10 protein-coding genes, 1 tRNA gene and 1 rRNA gene are annotated in these 18,227 nt (G+C 69.0%); 1 reads left to right on the forward strand and 11 read right to left on the reverse strand.

Features of this window, described 5'->3' with window-relative positions; translation table 11 throughout:
- Positions 1–206: 206 nt before the first annotated feature.
- From ACZ39I_RS39075 to ACZ39I_RS39110, 8 genes are all read right to left on the reverse strand, one after another.
- On the reverse strand, positions 207–587 hold the full coding sequence (locus ACZ39I_RS39075; protein ID WP_352382446.1) for a helix-turn-helix domain-containing protein: 381 nt from the start codon (positions 585–587) through the stop codon (positions 207–209).
- A gap of 109 nt (positions 588–696) precedes the next feature.
- Positions 697–1,242: a CinA family protein gene (locus ACZ39I_RS39080; protein WP_467250099.1), complete on the reverse strand. Its 546-nt coding sequence runs from the start codon at positions 1,240–1,242 to the stop codon at positions 697–699.
- Positions 1,239–2,078, reverse strand: coding sequence for a CDP-diacylglycerol--glycerol-3-phosphate 3-phosphatidyltransferase (gene pgsA / locus ACZ39I_RS39085; RefSeq protein ID WP_467250101.1), 840 nt, complete (start codon positions 2,076–2,078; stop codon positions 1,239–1,241). Before pgsA ends, ACZ39I_RS39080 begins: the two co-directional genes overlap by 4 nt.
- The gene (gene rimO, locus ACZ39I_RS39090) at positions 2,075–3,571 is read right to left on the reverse strand and encodes a 30S ribosomal protein S12 methylthiotransferase RimO (RefSeq protein ID WP_467250102.1); all 1,497 of its coding nucleotides are present in this window, start codon (positions 3,569–3,571) and stop codon (positions 2,075–2,077) included. Before rimO ends, pgsA begins: the two co-directional genes overlap by 4 nt.
- Positions 3,572–3,663: 92 nt before the next feature.
- Positions 3,664–4,500: a helix-turn-helix domain-containing protein gene (locus tag ACZ39I_RS39095; protein WP_451477123.1), complete on the reverse strand. Its 837-nt coding sequence runs from the start codon at positions 4,498–4,500 to the stop codon at positions 3,664–3,666.
- 244 nt (positions 4,501–4,744) lie between these two features.
- Positions 4,745–7,468: a DNA translocase FtsK gene (locus ACZ39I_RS39100; RefSeq protein ID WP_467250104.1), complete on the reverse strand. Its 2,724-nt coding sequence runs from the start codon at positions 7,466–7,468 to the stop codon at positions 4,745–4,747.
- Between the two features lie 143 nt (positions 7,469–7,611).
- Positions 7,612–8,295 carry a response regulator gene (locus ACZ39I_RS39105; RefSeq protein WP_467250106.1) on the reverse strand — a complete coding sequence of 228 codons (684 nt, stop codon included), beginning with the start codon at positions 8,293–8,295 and terminating at the stop codon, positions 7,612–7,614.
- Between the two features lie 244 nt (positions 8,296–8,539).
- A complete protein-coding gene (locus ACZ39I_RS39110; RefSeq protein WP_467250107.1) occupies positions 8,540–14,011 on the reverse strand; it encodes a HAMP domain-containing protein in 5,472 nt (1,823 codons plus the stop codon).
- A gap of 396 nt (positions 14,012–14,407) precedes the next feature.
- Between ACZ39I_RS39110 and ACZ39I_RS39115 the strand changes: the two genes are divergently transcribed.
- Positions 14,408–17,161, forward strand: coding sequence for a SpoIIE family protein phosphatase (locus ACZ39I_RS39115; RefSeq protein ID WP_467250109.1), 2,754 nt, complete (start codon positions 14,408–14,410; stop codon positions 17,159–17,161).
- A 47-nt stretch (positions 17,162–17,208) separates the two neighbouring features.
- On the opposite strand, the gene ACZ39I_RS39120 is transcribed toward ACZ39I_RS39115, so the two are convergent.
- The 3 genes from ACZ39I_RS39120 to rrf all read right to left on the reverse strand — a co-directional run.
- Positions 17,209–17,284 (reverse strand) — tRNA-Thr (locus ACZ39I_RS39120).
- 75 nt (positions 17,285–17,359) lie between these two features.
- The gene (locus ACZ39I_RS39125; RefSeq protein WP_467250114.1) at positions 17,360–18,022 is read right to left on the reverse strand and encodes a DegT/DnrJ/EryC1/StrS family aminotransferase; all 663 of its coding nucleotides are present in this window, start codon (positions 18,020–18,022) and stop codon (positions 17,360–17,362) included.
- A 114-nt stretch (positions 18,023–18,136) separates the two neighbouring features.
- Positions 18,137–18,227: ribosomal RNA gene (gene rrf, locus ACZ39I_RS39130) — 5S ribosomal RNA — on the reverse strand; the annotation flags it as partial.

The following is an 18,227-nucleotide window of genomic DNA, read 5'->3' on the forward strand; positions in this document are numbered from 1 at the left end:
AGCCACCTCCAGCCCGGACGCTAGACGGCCGCCCCATTCGGCGGGGAGGGCGCACCAAGGGCACACGGACGCATCGGCGCGGCCGTCGCTCCAAGATGCACGAAAACCCCGACCGGCGCCTCTCCAGACCAGCTGGAGAAACCCGTCCGGGGCCTCGCAGACTTCCTCTCGGCGAGCCATCAGCGATGGCACACCGAGCGCGAGCGTCACGCCGCTACGACGTCCACCGCTTCGCTCGGCGCCTTGATGGTCACTCGTTCCGGTGGCACACCCTTCACCGACACAGAACCCAGCATCGGGCGCACGGGCGCCGGTACGGGCTCGCGGGGGGTGGCCGCAGCAGACTGGGCCAGCTCGGCGAGGGCGAGCTCGTCGCTCACTTCCCGCATGAGCTCGGACATCCGTACGTCCAACGCGTCGCAGATCGCGGAGAGCAGTTCGGAGGAAGCCTCCTTCTGCCCCCGCTCCACCTCGGAGAGATAGCCGAGTGAGACTCGGGCGGACGAGGAGACTTCGCGCAGAGTACGGCCCTGGCGCTGGCGCTGCCGACGCAGCACGTCACCCAGCAGGCGACGGAGCAGAATCATCGGTGGCTCCCTCCTCGGACCGCGTAGCCGCATCCTTCACGCCCCACCGTACCGCCTTGCGCCGCGGCCGTGCGGGGAGCGATGTCGTGTTCACTCAGGGCTGCAAACATCAAAACCCCCCGTTCCGTTCCGTATCCTGTGCCCGCTCATTCCCGGTCTGTTCGCTCGCGAGCTCCTCCAGGAGGAGTGCGAGTACGCTCCGTACACTCTCCATACGAATTTCCGCGCGGTCGCCGTTCAACCGCAGCGCGGTCACTTTCCCGCCATCCGTTGCCTCGGACGCGCCCGCGGAGGGCCCGTCGACAGCCACGAAAACCGTTCCGACGGGCTTGCCGTCCTGCGGTTCGGGGCCCGCGACTCCGGTGGTCGCGATGCCCCAGTCGGCGCCGAGTGCCTTGCGCACTCCAGCCGCCATCTGGGCCGCGACCTGCGGATCCACTGCACCTCGCTGGTCCAGCAGGGTGGCGTCGACACCCAGCAGCTCATGCTTCAGTTCGGTGGCGTAGGCGGTCACCGACCCCCGGAACGCCTGGGACGCGCCGGGAGCCGCTGTGATTTCCGCCGCAACCAACCCGCCGGTGAGCGACTCGGCGACCGCGAGCGTCTGACCCTTCACGGTGAGTAGTTGCACCACTTGAGCGGCCGGGGAATTCACGCTTCCGTCTCCTCCAACGCCGCCTTGCGCTCGGCGATTCCCTGCCTGCGCAGGACAATGGCCTGTCTCACATAGTCGAGTCCGGTCGCGACGGTCAGCACGACCGCCACGGCCATCACCCAGAACCTCGCGGTGGCCAGCCACCCCGTCAGCGCCAGGATGTACATCCCTACGGCGATGCCCTGGCCGAGGGTCTTGAGCTTGCCGCCCCGGCTCGCCGGGATCACGCCGTACCGGATGACGAGGAAACGCAGCAGGGTGATGCCCAGTTCCCTGCCGAGGATGACGATCGTCACCCACCAGGGCAGGTCGCCGAGTCCGGAGAGACAGATCAGCGCCGCCCCCATGATCGCCTTGTCGGCGATGGGGTCGGCGATCTTCCCGAAGTCCGTGACGAGGTTATAGGCGCGCGCCAGGTGACCGTCGAACAGGTCGGTGATCATGGCGACCGCGAAGGCCGCCCAGGCGAACGAGCGCCACGCGGGGTCGTGTCCGCCGTCGGCCAGCATCAGGGCGACGAAGCCGGGCACGAGGACCAGCCGGAGCATGGTCAGCAGATTGGCGATGTTCCAGACGCTGGCCTGATTGATGGCCGCGGCCGTGATCTTCCCCCCGCGCGCGGGCTTCGCGCCGGAGTCGACGTCGGCCTCCGAAGCCGCTCCGGCCACGACCCCCACTCCGGGGACGGCACCGGCGCGCACCTCGGCAGCCGTACCGGAGACCAGGTCCGAGGGAGTGCTCGGTGCCGCGCCGGACGCGGCGCCCGAGACCGCGCCCGCCGGTCCGCCCTTCGCGGCGGAAGGGCCACCCGCAGCGGACGCCGGAACTCCGGTCATCTGCCCGCCTCCTCACTACACGCGCGCGAGCCGTCGAGCGGCTCGGCCACCAGGTCGACACCTTCGGTACCGACCACCTTCGCCTCGACCATACGACCGACACTCAGACCTTCGCCGCTCGTGAGCAGCACCTGGCCGTCGGTCTCCGGCGCCTGGTGCGCGCCGCGGCCGTACACACCCTCCTCGTCGATGGACTCGACCAGCACGTGCACGGTCTCGCCGACGCGCTCCTCGGCGCGCTGCGAGACGAGTTCCTCGGCGAGCCGGGAGACACGCGCCAGACGCTCGGCGACAAGGTCCTCGTCCAGCTTGTTCTCGTACGTCGCCGCTTCGGTGCCCTCCTCGTCGGAGTACCCGAAGACACCGATGGCGTCCAGTCGCGCGCCGTTCAGGAACCGCTCCAGCTCGGCGAGGTCGGCCTCGGTCTCACCGGGGAAGCCCACGATGAAGTTGGAGCGCACGCCGGCCTCGGGGGCCTTGCCGCGGATGGTGTCGAGCAGTTCCAGGAAGCGGTCGGTGTCGCCGAAGCGGCGCATGGCGCGCAGCACGTCGGGAGCGGAGTGCTGGAAGGACAGGTCGAAGTACGGCACCACCTTGGGGGTGGAGGTGAGCACGTCGATCAGGCCGGGCCGCATCTCGGCGGGCTGGAGGTAGCTGACCCGTACGCGTTCGAGACCGTCGACCTCGGCGAGCTCGGGCAGGAGGGACTCGAGGAGGCGGATGTCTCCGAGGTCCTTGCCGTACGACGTGTTGTTCTCGGAGACCAGCATGATCTCCTTGACGCCCTGCTCGGCCAGCCAGCGCGTCTCGTTGAGGACGTCCGAGGGGCGGCGGGAGATGAAGGAGCCGCGGAAGGACGGGATGGCGCAGAAGGAGCAGCGCCGGTCGCAGCCGGAGGCGAGCTTCACCGAGGCGACCGGGGAGCCGTCCAGACGGCGGCGCAGGGGCGCACGGGGGCCGGAGGCCGGAGCGAGCCCTTCAGGAAGGTCGGCGGGTGCCGCCTCGGGGGCTTCGGCGGCCGGCGCGTGTCCGGGCAGCGCGACGGACGCCGCCGACTCCTGGCGCTGGGAGGGGCTGATCGGCAGGAGCTTGCGCCGGTCGCGCGGGGTGTGCGCGGCGTGGATGCCACCGCTGAGGATCGTCTGGAGCCGGTCGGAGATGTCGGCGTAGTCGTCGAAGCCGAGCACGCCGTCCGCTTCCGGCAGGGCCTCGGCGAGGTCCTTGCCGTACCGCTCGGCCATGCAGCCCACCGCCACGACGGCCTGGGTTCTGCCGTGGCCCTTGAGGTCGTTGGCCTCCAGGAGGGCGTCGACGGAGTCCTTCTTGGCGGCCTCGACGAAGCCACAGGTGTTGACGACGGCGACATCCGCGTCTGCGGCGTCCTCCACGAGATCCCAGCCGTCCGCCTCCAAACGGCCTGCGAGCTCCTCCGAGTCCACCTCGTTGCGGGCGCAGCCAAGAGTGACGAGTGCGACGGTACGGCGTTCAGGCATGGGCTCAAGACTACTTCGTCCCACTGACACCCCACGTCGAAGGGGTTGGCCGATCCCGGCCAACCCCTTCGCGATAGAAACCGAACAGATGTCTAGCCGACCTGCGGGTCGCCCTTCGTGTACGTCAGGCGTTCCACGGCTCCGGGCTGCCAGTCGTCGTCGATCTTCTTGCCGTTCACGTACAGCTGGATCGCCCCGGCGTCGCCGAGGACGAGGTTGATCTTGTCGCTGTCCTGGAAGGTCTTGCTGTTGCCCTGGGTGAGCAGCCCGTCGAAGAGGGTCCGGCCGTTGTGGTCCTTGGCGAGGATCCAGCTCTTTCCGTCGGCGGCGCTGACCTGGACGGTCACCTTGTCCTGGGGCGCCGCCGCGATGGCGCTGTCCGACGGCGTGGGCTTCGGGCTCTCGGGGGTCTTGTCGGACTTGGGCGTCGGGGACTTGCTCGTGGCGGGCGTGGTGCCGTCGGCGACCTGCGTCGTCCCGCCGTCGTCGCCGCCCTTGAAGGCGGTGAACCCTACGAAGCCGACCACGGCGACGATCGCGGCGACCATGGCCGCGGTCCAGTTGGGCCCGCGGCGCTCGGGACGGATGCGCTCCGCCTCGAACAGCGGGGCGGCCGGGGTCGGGGCCGGACGCCCGCCGCCGTGATCGGCGGCGTACTGGTCCAGCAGGGGAGCCGGATCCAGGTGGACGGCCTTGGCCAGGGTCCGGATGTGGCCCCGGGCATACACATCGCCACCGCAGGGGGCGAAGTCGTCCGCCTCGATGGCATGCACGATGGCGATACGGACCCTGGTGGCGTTGCTGACGTCGTCGACGGTCAGCCCGGCCGCGATCCGCGCCTGTTTCAGGGCGTGGCCGACGGAGAGGCGGGCTTCCTGCCGGTCGTCTTCGAACGGACGCTCGTCTTCAGGGGAGTTGCCGATGGACACGGGGGCGCCTTTCGAGCGTATAGCCACCTGTGCTGGGGGTTCAGTCTAGGGGGGGTGCGAAAGAGTGGGGCAACCGGGCGGTGGGACTTTGTACGCCATCGGAATGGCCGAACACACCGATGGCGGGGCAGCAGCTTTTCGCTTCCCTCAACTTGACGTACGACGAAGGGAAACGGTTGCTCGATGATCCCTTACGGGTGAGTCACGATCGAACATCGGTGGCCGCACCCGCTCCGGGCTCTCATCAAGCCTCCCCGCGGATGACCGCGAGCACTCCGTCCAGTTCGTCAGCCTTCACAAGAACGTCACGAGCCTTGGATCCCTCGCTGGGCCCGACGATGCCCCGGGACTCCATCAGGTCCATCAGCCGACCCGCCTTCGCGAACCCGACCCGCAGCTTTCGCTGGAGCATGGAGGTCGACCCGAACTGCGTGGAGACGACCAGCTCGGCCGCCTGGCACAGCAGGTCGAGGTCGTCGCCGATCTCCTCGTCGATCTCCTTCTTCTGCTTGGTGCCCACGACGACGTCGTCCCGGAAGACCGGCGCCATCTGGTCCTTGCAGTGCTGGACGATCGCCGCGACCTCGTCCTCGGTCACGAAGGCACCCTGCATACGGGTGGGCTTGTTGGCGCCCATCGGCAGGAACAGCCCGTCGCCCTTGCCGATCAGCTTCTCGGCGCCCGGCTGGTCTAGGATGACCCGCGAGTCGGCGAGCGAGGACGTGGCGAAGGCGAGCCGCGAGGGCACGTTGGCCTTGATCAGACCGGTGACGACGTCCACCGACGGCCGCTGGGTGGCGAGCACCAGGTGGATGCCGGCCGCGCGCGCGAGCTGCGTGATCCGCACGATCGCGTCCTCGACGTCCCGCGGGGCGACCATCATCAGGTCGGCGAGCTCGTCGACGATCACCAGCAGGTACGGGTACGGCTGGAGCTCCCGCTCACTGCCCTCGGGCAGTTTGACCTTGCCGTTCCTGATGGCCTCGTTGAAGTCGTCGATGTGCCGGAAGCCGTACGCGGCCAGGTCGTCGTAGCGAAGGTCCATCTCCCGTACGACCCACTGGAGCGCCTCGGCGGCCCGCTTCGGGTTGGTGATGATCGGCGTGATCAGGTGCGGGATGCCCTCATAGGCCGTCAGCTCCACGCGCTTGGGGTCGACGAGGACCATGCGCACGTCCTCGGGGGTCGCGCGGACCATGATGGAAGTGATCAAGCAGTTAATGCACGACGACTTACCGGAACCGGTGGCTCCGGCGACGAGCACGTGCGGCATCTTCGCGAGGTTGGCCATGACATAGCCGCCCTCGACGTCCTTGCCGAGCGCGACCAGCATGGGGTGCTCGTCCTCGGCGGCCGCCGCGAGCCGCAGCACGTCACCGAGGTTGACCATCTCCCGGTCGGTGTTGGGGATCTCGATGCCGACCGCGGACTTGCCGGGGATCGGGCTGATGATCCGCACGTCGGGGCTGGCGACGGCGTACGCGATGTTCTTGGCCAGCGCGGTGATCCGCTCGACCTTCACGGCGGGCCCGAGTTCGACCTCGTAGCGCGTGACCGTCGGCCCGCGCGTGAAGCCGGTGACGGCGGCGTCGACCTTGAACTCCGTGAAGACGTTCGTCAGCGAGGCCACTATGGCGTCGTTGGCCGCGCTGCGCGCCTTGCCGGGGCCACCACGCTCCAGGAGATCGAGGGAGGGCAGCGCGTAGGTGATGTCGCCGGACAGCTGGAGCTGCTCCGCGCGCGGGGGCAGTTCGCTCGGAGCCTCGGGGGCGGGCTTGGTGAGGTCGGCGACCTCGACCTTGAGCTTGTCCTGCTTCGGGCGCGTCTCCTGCTTGGGCCGCGCGGCCGGGACCGGAGTGGGTACGGGGGTCGTCTCCACCCGGTCGCCCACGCTCACGCCGTGGGTGAGGTCGGCGACCAGCGGCGAGGGCGGCAGGCCGTGCATGACGACGCCGTCCAGATCCGCCGCGGCGGCCGCGGCGATGTCCACGGCGTCCATCTGCCGGTCCATCGCGGGCTGCGGCACCGCCGACCGGCGGGGGCGCCCACGACGCTGCGTGAGGGCCTGCTGCTCCGCTCCGTCGGGGTCGTACGACTCGGGCGCGGGACCTCGCCTGCGCCCACGCGGGGGCAGCGCCTCGCGCCACTGCTCGTCGTAGCGCTCGTCGTCCTCGCCGAGTTCGTCCTCCACCGGTTCCGGGAGGATCCCGAGCCGCACACCGAGCTCCCGCAGCCGCCGTGGAATGGCGTTGACCGGGGTGGCCGTGACGACGAGCAGCCCGAAGACCGTCAGCAGCACGAGCAGCGGTACGGCGAGGACCTCGCCCATGGTGTACGTCAGCGGGGTGGCTGCTCCCCAGCCGATGAGGCCGCCGGCGTCCCTTATCGCCTGCATGCCGTCGCTGCGGGCCGGTGAGCCACAAGCGATGTGGACCTGGCCGAGCACGCCGATGACGAGCGCCGACAGACCGATCACGATCCGGCCGTTGGCCTCGGGCTTCTCGGGGTGCCGGATGAACCGTACGGCGATGACCGCGAGCAGTATCGGCACGAGCAGGTCGAGCCGGCCGAAGGCGCCGGTCACGATGATCTCGACGAGGTCGCCGACAGGACCGCGCAGGTTCGACCAGGTACCGGCGGCCACGATCAGGCCGAGAGCGAGCAGCAGGAGTGCCACGCCGTCCTTCCGGTGCGCTGGGTCGAGGTTCTTCGCGCCCTGCCCTATCCCGCGGAACACCGCGCCCACGGCATGGGCGAGGCCGAGCCAGACGGCCCGGACGAGGCGGTAGACGCCTCCGGTCGGGCTGGGCGCCGGCCTCGGTGGCGCCACCTTCTTCACCGCGGCTTTTTTGGCGGGCGCCTTCTTCGCCGGTGCTTTCTTCGCGGGGGCCTTCCGCGCCGGACCCTTCGCGGGAGCGGCAGCCTTCTTGGCGGGCTGCTTCTTGGCTGCCGAGGGACGTGAGGCCATAGGTGTGAGATTACCGGTGGAGACGACCGCGGACACGTGTGCCCACTGCTTCACCCGTTCGTGTCGCGCCTGGAGAGCTGCCGAGCTGACGCGGGCTCACCCGCGGGAAGCGCGGGAACACTTGCGCCACGCGTCAGTTCCGATCAGTTCTGCGAGGGCACCGACGGCGAGCTCCCGGTGCCCGGCTCCAGCGCGTCCAGCGCCCGCCGCAACCCCGTGAGTTTGCGTTCGAGATGGGCCGCGGTGGCGACCGCGGCCGCGTCCGCCGACTCGTCGTCGAGTTGCTTGGAGAGTGCCTCGGCCTGCTCCTCGACCGCCGCGAGCCGCGCGGACAGCTCGGCGAGCAGACCCGCCGGCTCCTTCGCGTCCCCGACCGCCACCTTGCCTCCGCCGCCCTCCAACTGGAGCCGCAGCAGCGCCGCCTGCTCCCGCAGCTGGCAGTTCTTCATGTAGAGCTCGACGAACACCGAGACCTTCGCGCGCAGCACCCACGGGTCGAACGGCTTGGAGATGTAGTCCACCGCACCGGCCGCGTATCCCCGGAAGGTGTGGTGCGGCCCGTGATTGATGGCGGTGAGGAAGATGATCGGGATGTCCCGGGTCCGCTCCCGCCGTTTGATGTGCGCCGCGGTCTCGAAACCGTCCATGCCCGGCATCTGGACGTCCAGCAGAATCACCGCGAAGTCGTCCGTGAGCAGCGCCTTGAGCGCTTCCTCCCCGGACGATGCCCGCACCAGTGTCTGATCGAGCGCGGAGAGGATGGCCTCCAGCGCCAGCAGATTCTCCGGCCGGTCATCGACCAGGAGGATCTTGGCCTTCTGCACCATGGCCCGCCCTCCTCGCCCCGGATGTGCACCGGGTGCCGCCCCTGGGGACGACTCCCTTTCGCCGCCCGTCCTTGTGCCGGTCATCGTAGCCGCACCCTGTCTGTCGCCACACCCTGTCACCGTGATGTCACTGTGCACGAAGCAGAAACGTAGTGGGAGACCAGAAGGTTCCCCGAATCCCGTACTTCTACACGGCGCCGGACACACTGAGTCAGCAACTCCACGTGAACTTCGCTGATTCCCGTCACTCCCCCCGCATCCACTGCTGCATCACCGACAGCAGATGATCGGGGTCGACCGGCTTGGTCACGTAGTCGGAGGCGCCCGACTCGATCGCCTTCTCCCGGTCGCCCTTCATCGCCTTGGCGGTCAGCGCGATGATCGGGAGCCCGGCGAACTGCGGCATCCTGCGGATCGCGTTGGTCGTCGCGTAACCGTCCATCTCGGGCATCATGATGTCCATCAGGACGACCGCCACGTCCTCGTGCTGTTCCAGCACCTCGATGCCCTCACGGCCGTTCTCCGCGTAGAGCACCGACAGTCCGTGCTGTTCGAGGACGCTGGTCAGCGCGAAGACATTGCGGATGTCGTCGTCGACGATCAGCACCTTCTCGCCGCCGAACCGGATGCCCCGGCGCGGCTGCGGCGTGCTCTGGTGCTCCACCGCCGACCACTGGTCCGGCTGCCCGATCCGCTGTTCGAGGGCCGGTGCGGTCCTGCGACGACGCCGAAAGAGCGCCGCGGCACCGTTCTGTGTCTCCTGGTACGACCTCACCTCGGCCGGCGTCTCGACCTCGCCCCCGGACCGCCCGTTCTCCGACGCGGACGCCACGAGGTCGCCGGCCTCCAGGGCGGGCATGGAGTGCTGGTAGCCCTGCGGCGGGAGTTCGCTGGGGTGCAGCGGCAAATACAGCGTGAACGTCGATCCGCGTCCCGGCTCGCTCTGCGCGTGGATCTCTCCGCCGAGCAGTTGCGCGATCTCGCGCGAGATCGACAGCCCGAGTCCGGTGCCGCCGTACTTGCGACTGGTCGTGCCGTCGGCCTGCTTGAACGCCTCGAAGATCACCCGCATTTTGCTGGCCGCGATACCGATACCGGTGTCGGTCACCGAGAACGCGATCAGGTCGGCGTCCGGGTCACGCAGCGAACCGGCCTCCAGCAACTGCTCCCGGATCGCGACCGGCACCTCCCGCCCGGCGGGCCGGATGACCAGCTCGACGGCTCCGGAGTCGGTGAACTTCACTGCGTTGGACAGCAGGTTGCGCAGCACCTGGAGCAGCCGCTGCTCGTCGGTGTGCAGGGTGGCGGGCAGCTCGGGCGAGACCCGCACGGACAGGTCGAGGCCCTTCTCCGCGGTCAGCGGCCGGAAGGTGGCCTCCACGTAGTCCACGAGCTGCACGAGCGCGATACGCGTCGGCGAGACGTCCATCTTGCCCGCCTCGACCTTCGACAGGTCGAGGATGTCGTTGATGAGCTGGAGCAGGTCGGAGCCCGCGCCATGGATGGTCTCGGCGAACTCGACCTGCTTCGGGGTGAGATTGGAGTCCGCGTTGTCGGCGAGCAGCTTGGCGAGGATCAGCAGCGAGTTCAGCGGCGTCCGCAGCTCGTGCGACATGTTGGCCAGGAACTCGCTCTTGTACCGCATGGACACGGCGAGCTGTTCGGCGCGCTCCTCCAGGACCTGCCGCGCCTCCTCGATCTCGGTGTTCTTGACCTCGATGTCGCGGTTCTGCTGGGCCAGCAGCTCGGCCTTCTCCTCCAGCTCGGCGTTGGACGCCTGGAGGGCCTTCTGCCGGTTCTCCAACTCGGCCGACCGCTCCCGCAGTTGCTCGGTCAGCTCCTGGGACTGCTTCAGCAGCACCTCGGTCTTGGTGTTGACGGAGATGGTGTTGACGCTGGTCGCGATCATCTCGGCGATCTGGTTGAGGAAGTCCTTCTGGATCTGTGTGAAGGGTGTGAAGGACGCGAGCTCGATGACGCCGAGCACCTTGCCCTCGAACAGCACCGGGAGGACGATCACCTGCGCGGGCGGTGCCTCTCCGAGACCGGAGGAGATCTTCAGATAGCCGCTGGGCGCGTTCTCCACCAGGATCGTGCGCTTCTCCTCCGCGGCCGTCCCGATGAGCGCCTCCCCCGGCCGGAACGACGTCGGCATGGAGCCCATCGAGTAGCCGTACGACCCGAGCATCCGAAGTTCGTACTGGTCCTCGGCCTCGGTGCTCATGTCCTTGCCGTCCAGGAGTGGCATCGCCACGAAGAACGCGCCGTGCTGCGCGGTCACCACCGGCGTCAGCTCGCTCATGATCAGCGAGGCCACGTCCTCCAGGTCCCGGCGGCCCTGCATGAGCGCCGAGATACGGGCCAGGTTGCCCTTGAGCCAGTCCTGCTCCTTGTTGGCGATCGTGGTGTCGCGCAGGTTGGCGATCATCTTGTTGATGTAGTCCTGGAGCTCCTGGATCTCGCCGGACGCGTCCACGTCGATCTTCAGGTTCAGGTCGCCCCGGGTCACCGCGGTGGCGACCCGCGCGATGGCCCGCACCTGCCGAGTAAGGTTTCCTGCCATTTCGTTCACGGACTCGGTCAGGTCGCGCCACGTGCCGTCGACGTCACGCACGCGTGCCTGGCCGCCGAGCTGTCCTTCGGTACCCACCTCGCGGGCGACCCGGGTGACCTCCTCAGCGAAGGACGACAACTGGTCGACCATCGTGTTGATGGTCGTCTTCAGCTCCAGGATCTCGCCGCGGGCGTCGATGTCGATCTTCTTGGTCAGGTCACCCTTGGCGATGGCCGTGGTCACCATGGCGATGTTCCGGACCTGACCGGTCAGGTTGGACGCCATCTGGTTCACGGACTCGGTGAGGTCCTTCCAGGTGCCGGCCACACCGGGCACCCGCGCCTGGCCGCCGAGGATGCCGTCCGTGCCCACCTCTCGGGCCACCTTGGTGACCTGGTCGGCGAACGAGCTCAGCGTCTTGACCATGGTGTTGAAGGTGTCGGCGAGCTGCGCGACCTCACCGCGCGCCTCGATCGTGACCGTCCGCGTGAGGTCGCCGTTGGCGACCGCGTTCGCGACCTGGGAGATGTTGCGCACCTGCATGGTCAGGTTGTTGGCCATCAGGTTCACGTTGTCGCTGAGGTCCTTCCAGATGCCGGTGACACCCGGTACCCGCGCCTGACCGCCCAGCTGCCCCTCGGTGCCCACCTCACGGGCCACCCGAGTCACCTGCTCGGCGAAGGACGACAGCTGGTCCACCATCGTGTTGACGGTGGTGACGAGCTCGAGGATCTCGCCCTTCGCGTCGACGGTGATCTTCTTCGAGAGGTCGCCCTTGGCGACCGCGGTGGTGACCTCGGCGATGTTGCGCACCTGAATGGTCAGGTTGTTCGCCATGAAGTTCACGGACTGCGTGAGGTCCTTCCAGGTGCCGGAGACACCCTGCACCTCGGCCTGGCCGCCGAGGATGCCCTCGGTGCCCACCTCGCGGGCCACCCGCGTCACCTGGTCGGCGAAGCTGGAGAGCTGGTCCACCATCGTGTTGAGGGTGTTCTTCAGCTCCAGGATCTCGCCGCGCGCGTCCACGTCGATCTTCTGCGACAGGTCACCCCGGGCCACCGCGGTGGCCACCTGGGCGATGTTGCGCACCTGGGCAGTAAGGTTTCCTGCCATTCCGTTCACGGAGTCGGTCAGGTCACGCCAGACACCGGCCACACCGGGCACCTGGGCCTGACCGCCGAGCCGGCCCTCGGTGCCCACGTCCCGGGCCACACGGGTGACCTGGTCGGCGAAGGCGGAGAGCTGGTCCACCATCGTGTTGATGGTGTTCTTCAGCTCCAGGATCTCGCCGCGCGCGTCCACGTCGATCTTCTGCGACAGGTCACCCCGGGCCACCGCCGTCGTCACCTGGGCGATCTGCCGCACCTGCGAGGTGAGGTTGCCGCCCATGAAGTTGACGGAGTCGGTGAGCTCCTTCCAGGTCCCGGAGACCCCGGGCACGACGGCCTGACCGCCGAGCCGGCCCTCGGTACCCACGTCCCGGGCCATCCGCGTCACCTGGTCGGCGAAGGCGGAGAGCTGGTCCACCATCGTGTTCACGGTGTTCTTCAGCTGGAGCATCTCGCCGGAGACGTCCACGGTGACCTTCTGCGACAGGTCACCGTTGGCCACCGCCGTCGTCACCTGGGCGATGTTCCTCACCTGTCCGGTGAGATTCCTGAACGCCGTGTTGACGGAGTCGGTGAGGTCCTTCCAGGTGCCGGCCGCCCCGGGCACCTGCGCCTGCCCGCCCAGCTCGCCCTCGACACCGATCTCGCGCGCCACGCGCGTGACCTCGGCACCGAACGCGGACAGCTGGTCCACCATCCCGTTGACGGTGTTCTTCAGCTCCAGCATCTCGCCGGCCACGTCCACGGTGACCTTCTGCGACAGGTCACCGTTGGCCACCGCCGTGGTCACGGCGGCAATGTCCCGCACCTGCGTGGTGAGGTTCCGGAAGACCGTGTTCACCGAATCGGTGAGGTCCTTCCACGTCCCCGCCGCGCCCGGCACGTTCGCCTGTCCGCCGAGCTGCCCCTCGGCACCGACCTCGTTGGCCACGCGGGTGACCTCGTCCGCGAAGATCCGCAGCGTCTCGGTCATCTGGTTGATCGTGTCCGCGAGCTGTGCGACCTCGCCGCGTGCGGAGACCGTCACCTTCTGCGACAGGTCACCACTGGCCACCGCCGTCGTCACCTGGGCGATCCCGCGGACCTGGGCCGTCAGGTTGCCGGCCATGAGGTTCACCGAATCGGTGAGGTCCTTCCACACCCCGGCCACACCCGGCACCTGCGCTTGGCCGCCGAGCTCGCCCTCGACACCCACCTCGCGCGCGACCCGGGTCACCTCGGACGAGAAGGACGAGAGCTGGTCCACCATCGTGTTGACGGTGTTCTTCAGCTCCAGCATCTCGCCGGCCACGTGAACCGTGACCTTCCGGGACAGATCCCCCTTGGCCACCGCCGTGGTCACCAGCGCGATGTCCCGCACCTGGGCCGTCAGCCGGTACGCCATCGTGTTGACGGACTCGGTCAGGTCCTTCCAGGAGCCCGACATGCCACGCACGCGTGCCTGGCCACCGAGCTTGCCCTCGGTACCGACCTCGCTGGCCACCCGGGTGACCTCGTCGGTGAACGTCGAGAGCTGATCGACAAGGTTGTTTACAGTCCGCCCGACCTTCAGGAACTCCCCGCGCAGCGGATGCCCCGTCCCGTCCGGCGCCTGGGTCCTGAGCTCCATGCGGGGCGACAGATCGCCCTCCGCGACCGCGGACAGCACCCGGCCGACCTCGGAGACGGGCCGTACGAGGTCGTCCACGAGCGCGTTGGAGGCATCGATGGCGGACGCCCAGGAGCCCTCACAGGCGCCTGTTTCCAGCCGTTCCGTGAGCTTTCCCTCACGACCCACCATGCGCCGCACCCGCGACAGCTCACCCGTCAGGTGCAGGTTGCGGTCGGCCACCTCGTTGAAAACGGCCGCGATCTCCGACATCACGCCGTCGCCGGACACCGTGAGCCGCTTGCGGAAGTTCCCGTCACGCATCGAGACCAGCGCCGCCATCAGCCGGTCCAGGGCGGCCGTGTCCACCGCGGTGGTCCCGCTCCGCGGTGTGCGCCGGCCCCTCGGGGACTGTCCGTCTTTCGCGCGCGTTTTAGTGCCCCGCGTCGCTGCGCCAGACTCCACTGTGTCCCTCCCGCAGGGGTCGACCGTTACTGCTGTGCTCGGGTGATACCGCGCGGCGCACCGGTTGACGCCGCGCACTTCTGCTTACTACAGCGATATGTCAGCCAGGCATGCAAAGCCGCACCACGGGCTGCTGCCCGCCGTACGCGCAAGCCACTCGGCCTGCCCGAACCTTCTTCAGGAGCTTGCCCAGTGTTTCACCCTGGTTGAACCAGGCCATAACAGTTCGGCAGCTTCGCACATCGTCCGCACACCCTCCGGACGGAAACACTGCAGACCGGCATCCGCATGGCCGTCGAAGGTAAGTAACCTTGCATGCGGCTGTCCAGCCGAGCCGGTCCGTCCGGCCTGGGCGGTGGCACGAGCACGAGCGGGCATCGGAGGGCGGCCGCACACATGACCACCGGACTGATCCCGGGGGGACAGCCCCCGGACCCCCGGCCGACGGGCGGCCTGCCGCAACAGCGGCACGAGCCGGTCGGTCAGGCAGCCCTGCACGTCGACAACCGGTCGAGGAGTTCTGTGATCACCGCGCGCGCGGCCGCCAGCTTCGAGCCCGTCGGACGATCGGTAGCCACCGCCCGCTCCTTCGTCCGCGACACACTCCAGGGCTGGGGCTTCGCCGACATCGTGGACGACGCGGTGGTCCTCACCAGCGAACTCGTCACCAACGCCGTGGTGCACGCGGGCACCGCCGCCGATGTTCTGTGCCTGCGCAGTGACGACGGTGTACGGATCGAAGTGGCCGACCACTATCCGGAGCGCGAGATCCCGCTCCAGGGCCAGGCCGTCAACATGGGCAACCTCGACCGTGAGGGTGGCCGCGGTCTCCAGCTCTGCGCCGCGCTCGCCGCCCGCTGGGGCGTCGAGTACACACCCACCCAGAAGCAGGTCTGGTTCCAGCTCGTCCTCCCCGGACGCCCCGTCGGCACCCGCGCGGCCGGCCCGGCCCTGCCCGCGGACCTCCTCCCGCTGGCCGACGGCCGCGTCCGCGTGGCCGTCATCCAGATCGACCGTACGTGCGCCATCACCTCGTGGAACGAGGACGCCGAGGAGCTCTTCGGCTATGCCGCCGAACAGGTCATCGGCAAGCCCCTGACCGACCTCGCAGCCTGGCCGCACACCCCCGGCACCGGCACCGGAATCGTCGAGGCACTCCACCTCTCGCGCTGGGAGGGCAGCTACGGCATAAGGGCATCCAACGGCCGCGTCACCTCGGTCTACGCCTCCCACCTGCGCGTCCGTGACACCGGCGGCGAGCCGTCCACCGTCTGCCTCCTGGTCCGCGACCACGAACGCGCTGTACTCCAGACGCCCTTGCGCGGCCCCGCCTCCGACACGAACACCTCCTCCGACGGCCAGAGCACCGACCCGTTCGAGGTGTTCATCGGCTCCCCGGCCCCGGACGACCTCGACGGCCTCCTTCAGCGCACTGTCGAACGCGCGCGCGACATGCTCGACGGCGACTCCGCCTTCCTGCTCCTCGCGACCGACGACGAGACCGAGCTGGAGGTCCGCGCCTCCACCGGCCTGCCCTCCGCCCGCCAGCGCTTCGCGCGCGTGCCCGTCGAGGCAGGCCCCGGCCGCTACGGCTCCGCCCGCATGCCGGCCGTCCACGACGACCTCTCGGCCGTACCCGGCGCCGTACCGCTCCTGAACGGCACCGGGATGCGCTCGGTGGTCACAGTCCCGCTGAAGGTCGAGGGCCGCCTCACCGGCTCCCTCGGCGTGGCCGCCGAAGGCCCCGGCAGATACTCGAACGAAGAGGCCCTGCGCCTCCAATTCGCCGCCGACCGCATCGCGTTGGCCGTCGAGTCGGCCCGCCTGGGCGAACTCGAACGCCTGCGCCGCGGCTCCCTGAGCTTCCTCGTCGAGGCGTCCGACCTCCTCGCCGGCACCCTGGACCGCGACCAGACGCTGGCCCTCATGGCCCAGATGACCGTCCCCACCCTGGCCACCTGGTGCGCCGTCTACACGATCGCCGACCAGGCCTCGGATCCCTATCTGTCCTACGTCCTGCACGAGGACGAGGAACTCATCGACGGCATCAAGTCGTTGCTGTCGAAGGTCCAGCCCCCGGACCCGGTTCCCACCCCCGGCGCCCGGGTCTGGTCAGCGCCGGGCGAGGCGGCCCACCAGGCGGCCCTGCGCAGCTCCATGCGCAGCCTCGGCCTCAGCGGCGGCCCCACCCACCAGCTCGCCTCCGGAATCGGCCCCACGCTCGCCACGGCCTCCGCGGTGGGCGGCGAGACCGTCGTGCTCCCCCTGGTCGCCCGCAACCGCGTCATCGGCATGCTGACCCTGGGCAAGCCCGCCGACGAACACTTCCGCCAGGAAATCCTGGAACTGGCCGAGGACCTGTCCCGCCGGGCCGCACTCGCCCTGGACAACGCCCGCCTCTACTCCGAGCGCACGGCCATCAGCCAGTCCCTCCAGCGCAGCCTCCTGCCGCCCGAGCTCCCCGAGATCGACGGCGTCGAGGTCGAGGTCATCTACCGCGCGGCCGGCGAGGGCAACGAGGTCGGCGGTGACTTCTACGACGTCTTCCCCATCAGCGACGGCGCGTACGGCTTCGCCATCGGCGACGTCTGCGGCACGGGCCCGAACGCGGCGGCGGTGACGGGCCTCGCGCGGCACGCCCTCCGTCTCCTGGCCAGGGAGGGCCTGAGCGGCCCGGCCGTCCTGGAGCGTCTGAACTCCGCGATCCTCGACGAGGGCGCCCGCAGCCGCTTCCTGACCCTCCTCTACGGCGAGCTGTGGCCGCAGGCGGACGGCAGCGCCCGCCTGAAGGTCGTCTGCGCCGGCCACCCGCTCCCGCTCCGCCTGCGCCAGGACGGCACCGTGGAACCGGCCGCCGAACCCCAGCCGCTCCTCGGCGTCATGGAGGACCTGGAGCTCTACGAGGAGACGGTCACCCTCGACCCGGGCGACGTCCTTCTCTGCGTCACGGACGGTGTCACCGAACGCCGCGAAGGCACCCGCATGTTGGGCGACGACGGTCTCGCCGACGTCCTCACCACCTGCACGGGCCTGACGGCCGGCGCGGTCGCGGCCCGCATCATGCGCGCGGTCGAGCGCTTCGCCTCGGACGCCCCGTCCGACGACATGGCGATCCTGGCCATGCGTGTCCCGGGCCTGCAGCAGGATTGAGGGAGAACGCAAAAAAGGCCCCGCCCGAATGGGCGGGGCCTTTTGACTGGAGCCCCCTAACGGAATCGAACCGTTGACCTTCTCCTTACCATGGAGACGCTCTGCCGACTGAGCTAAGGGGGCCTGTCGCCTTTTCGAGGTTTCCCTCGCGGCAACGGAATAGATCATACCCCGTACAGACCCGTGCTCCCAACTCGCTCAGGAAGCAGGCTGAAGCAGTCCACCGAGCGCATTGCACGCGGTCACGACGCGCTGCATGTCCCGCTTGGTCAGCGAAGCTTCCACCGGCAGCGCAAGCGTCTCGTCAGCGGCTCGCTCCGTCTCCGGCAGCGACACACAACGCCGGAATTCGGGCAACCGGTGCACGGGCGTCTTCACCGGCACGCGGCACGCAACTCCCTTGCTCCGCAGGGCCCGGGCGAACGCATCCCGGTCCGGCCGCCCGTTACCGGGAACCCGCACGACGTACTGCTGGTAGGTGTGCCCGTCCCCGCCATCGGGTGTGCGCACCCCGCGCAACCTCCCGTCGAGATAGCCGGCCCGCTCGCGACGCTGAGCGATCTCGTCGTACGGCGCCTCGGACTCACCCTCCTGCAGCACCAACAGCCCACGCCGCCCCCCGACCGCGAGGAGCCCTGCCATATCGGCCGGCCGCCCAAATCGGTGTACGACAACGACGGCCGCCGTACGCGGAGTTATGGCCGCTTCGACAGCGGACGCGTCAAGGCAGTAGCTGACCGGATGTATGTCCGCGAACACCGGAAGCGCACCAGCGAGTGTCACCGCCTCGGCGACCTCCACGTTCCCGAAGGCCGGTACGACGACCTCGTCACCGACTCCGACGCCGGCGGCCCTGAGCATTGCAGCAGTACCCATGCCGACGATGGTGGTTGCGCAACGTGAACTTCAAGTGACGCCCAACAAAAAAGGGTTGGACCCCGAACCGAAGTTCAGGATCCAACCCTTTGAATGATTGTTCGGCGGTGTCCTACTCTCCCACAGGGTCCCCCCTGCAGTACCATCGGCGCTGTAAGGCTTAGCTTCCGGGTTCGAAATGTAACCGGGC

The sequence above is a fragment of the Streptomyces sp. NPDC024687 genome (genome assembly GCF_055559055.1).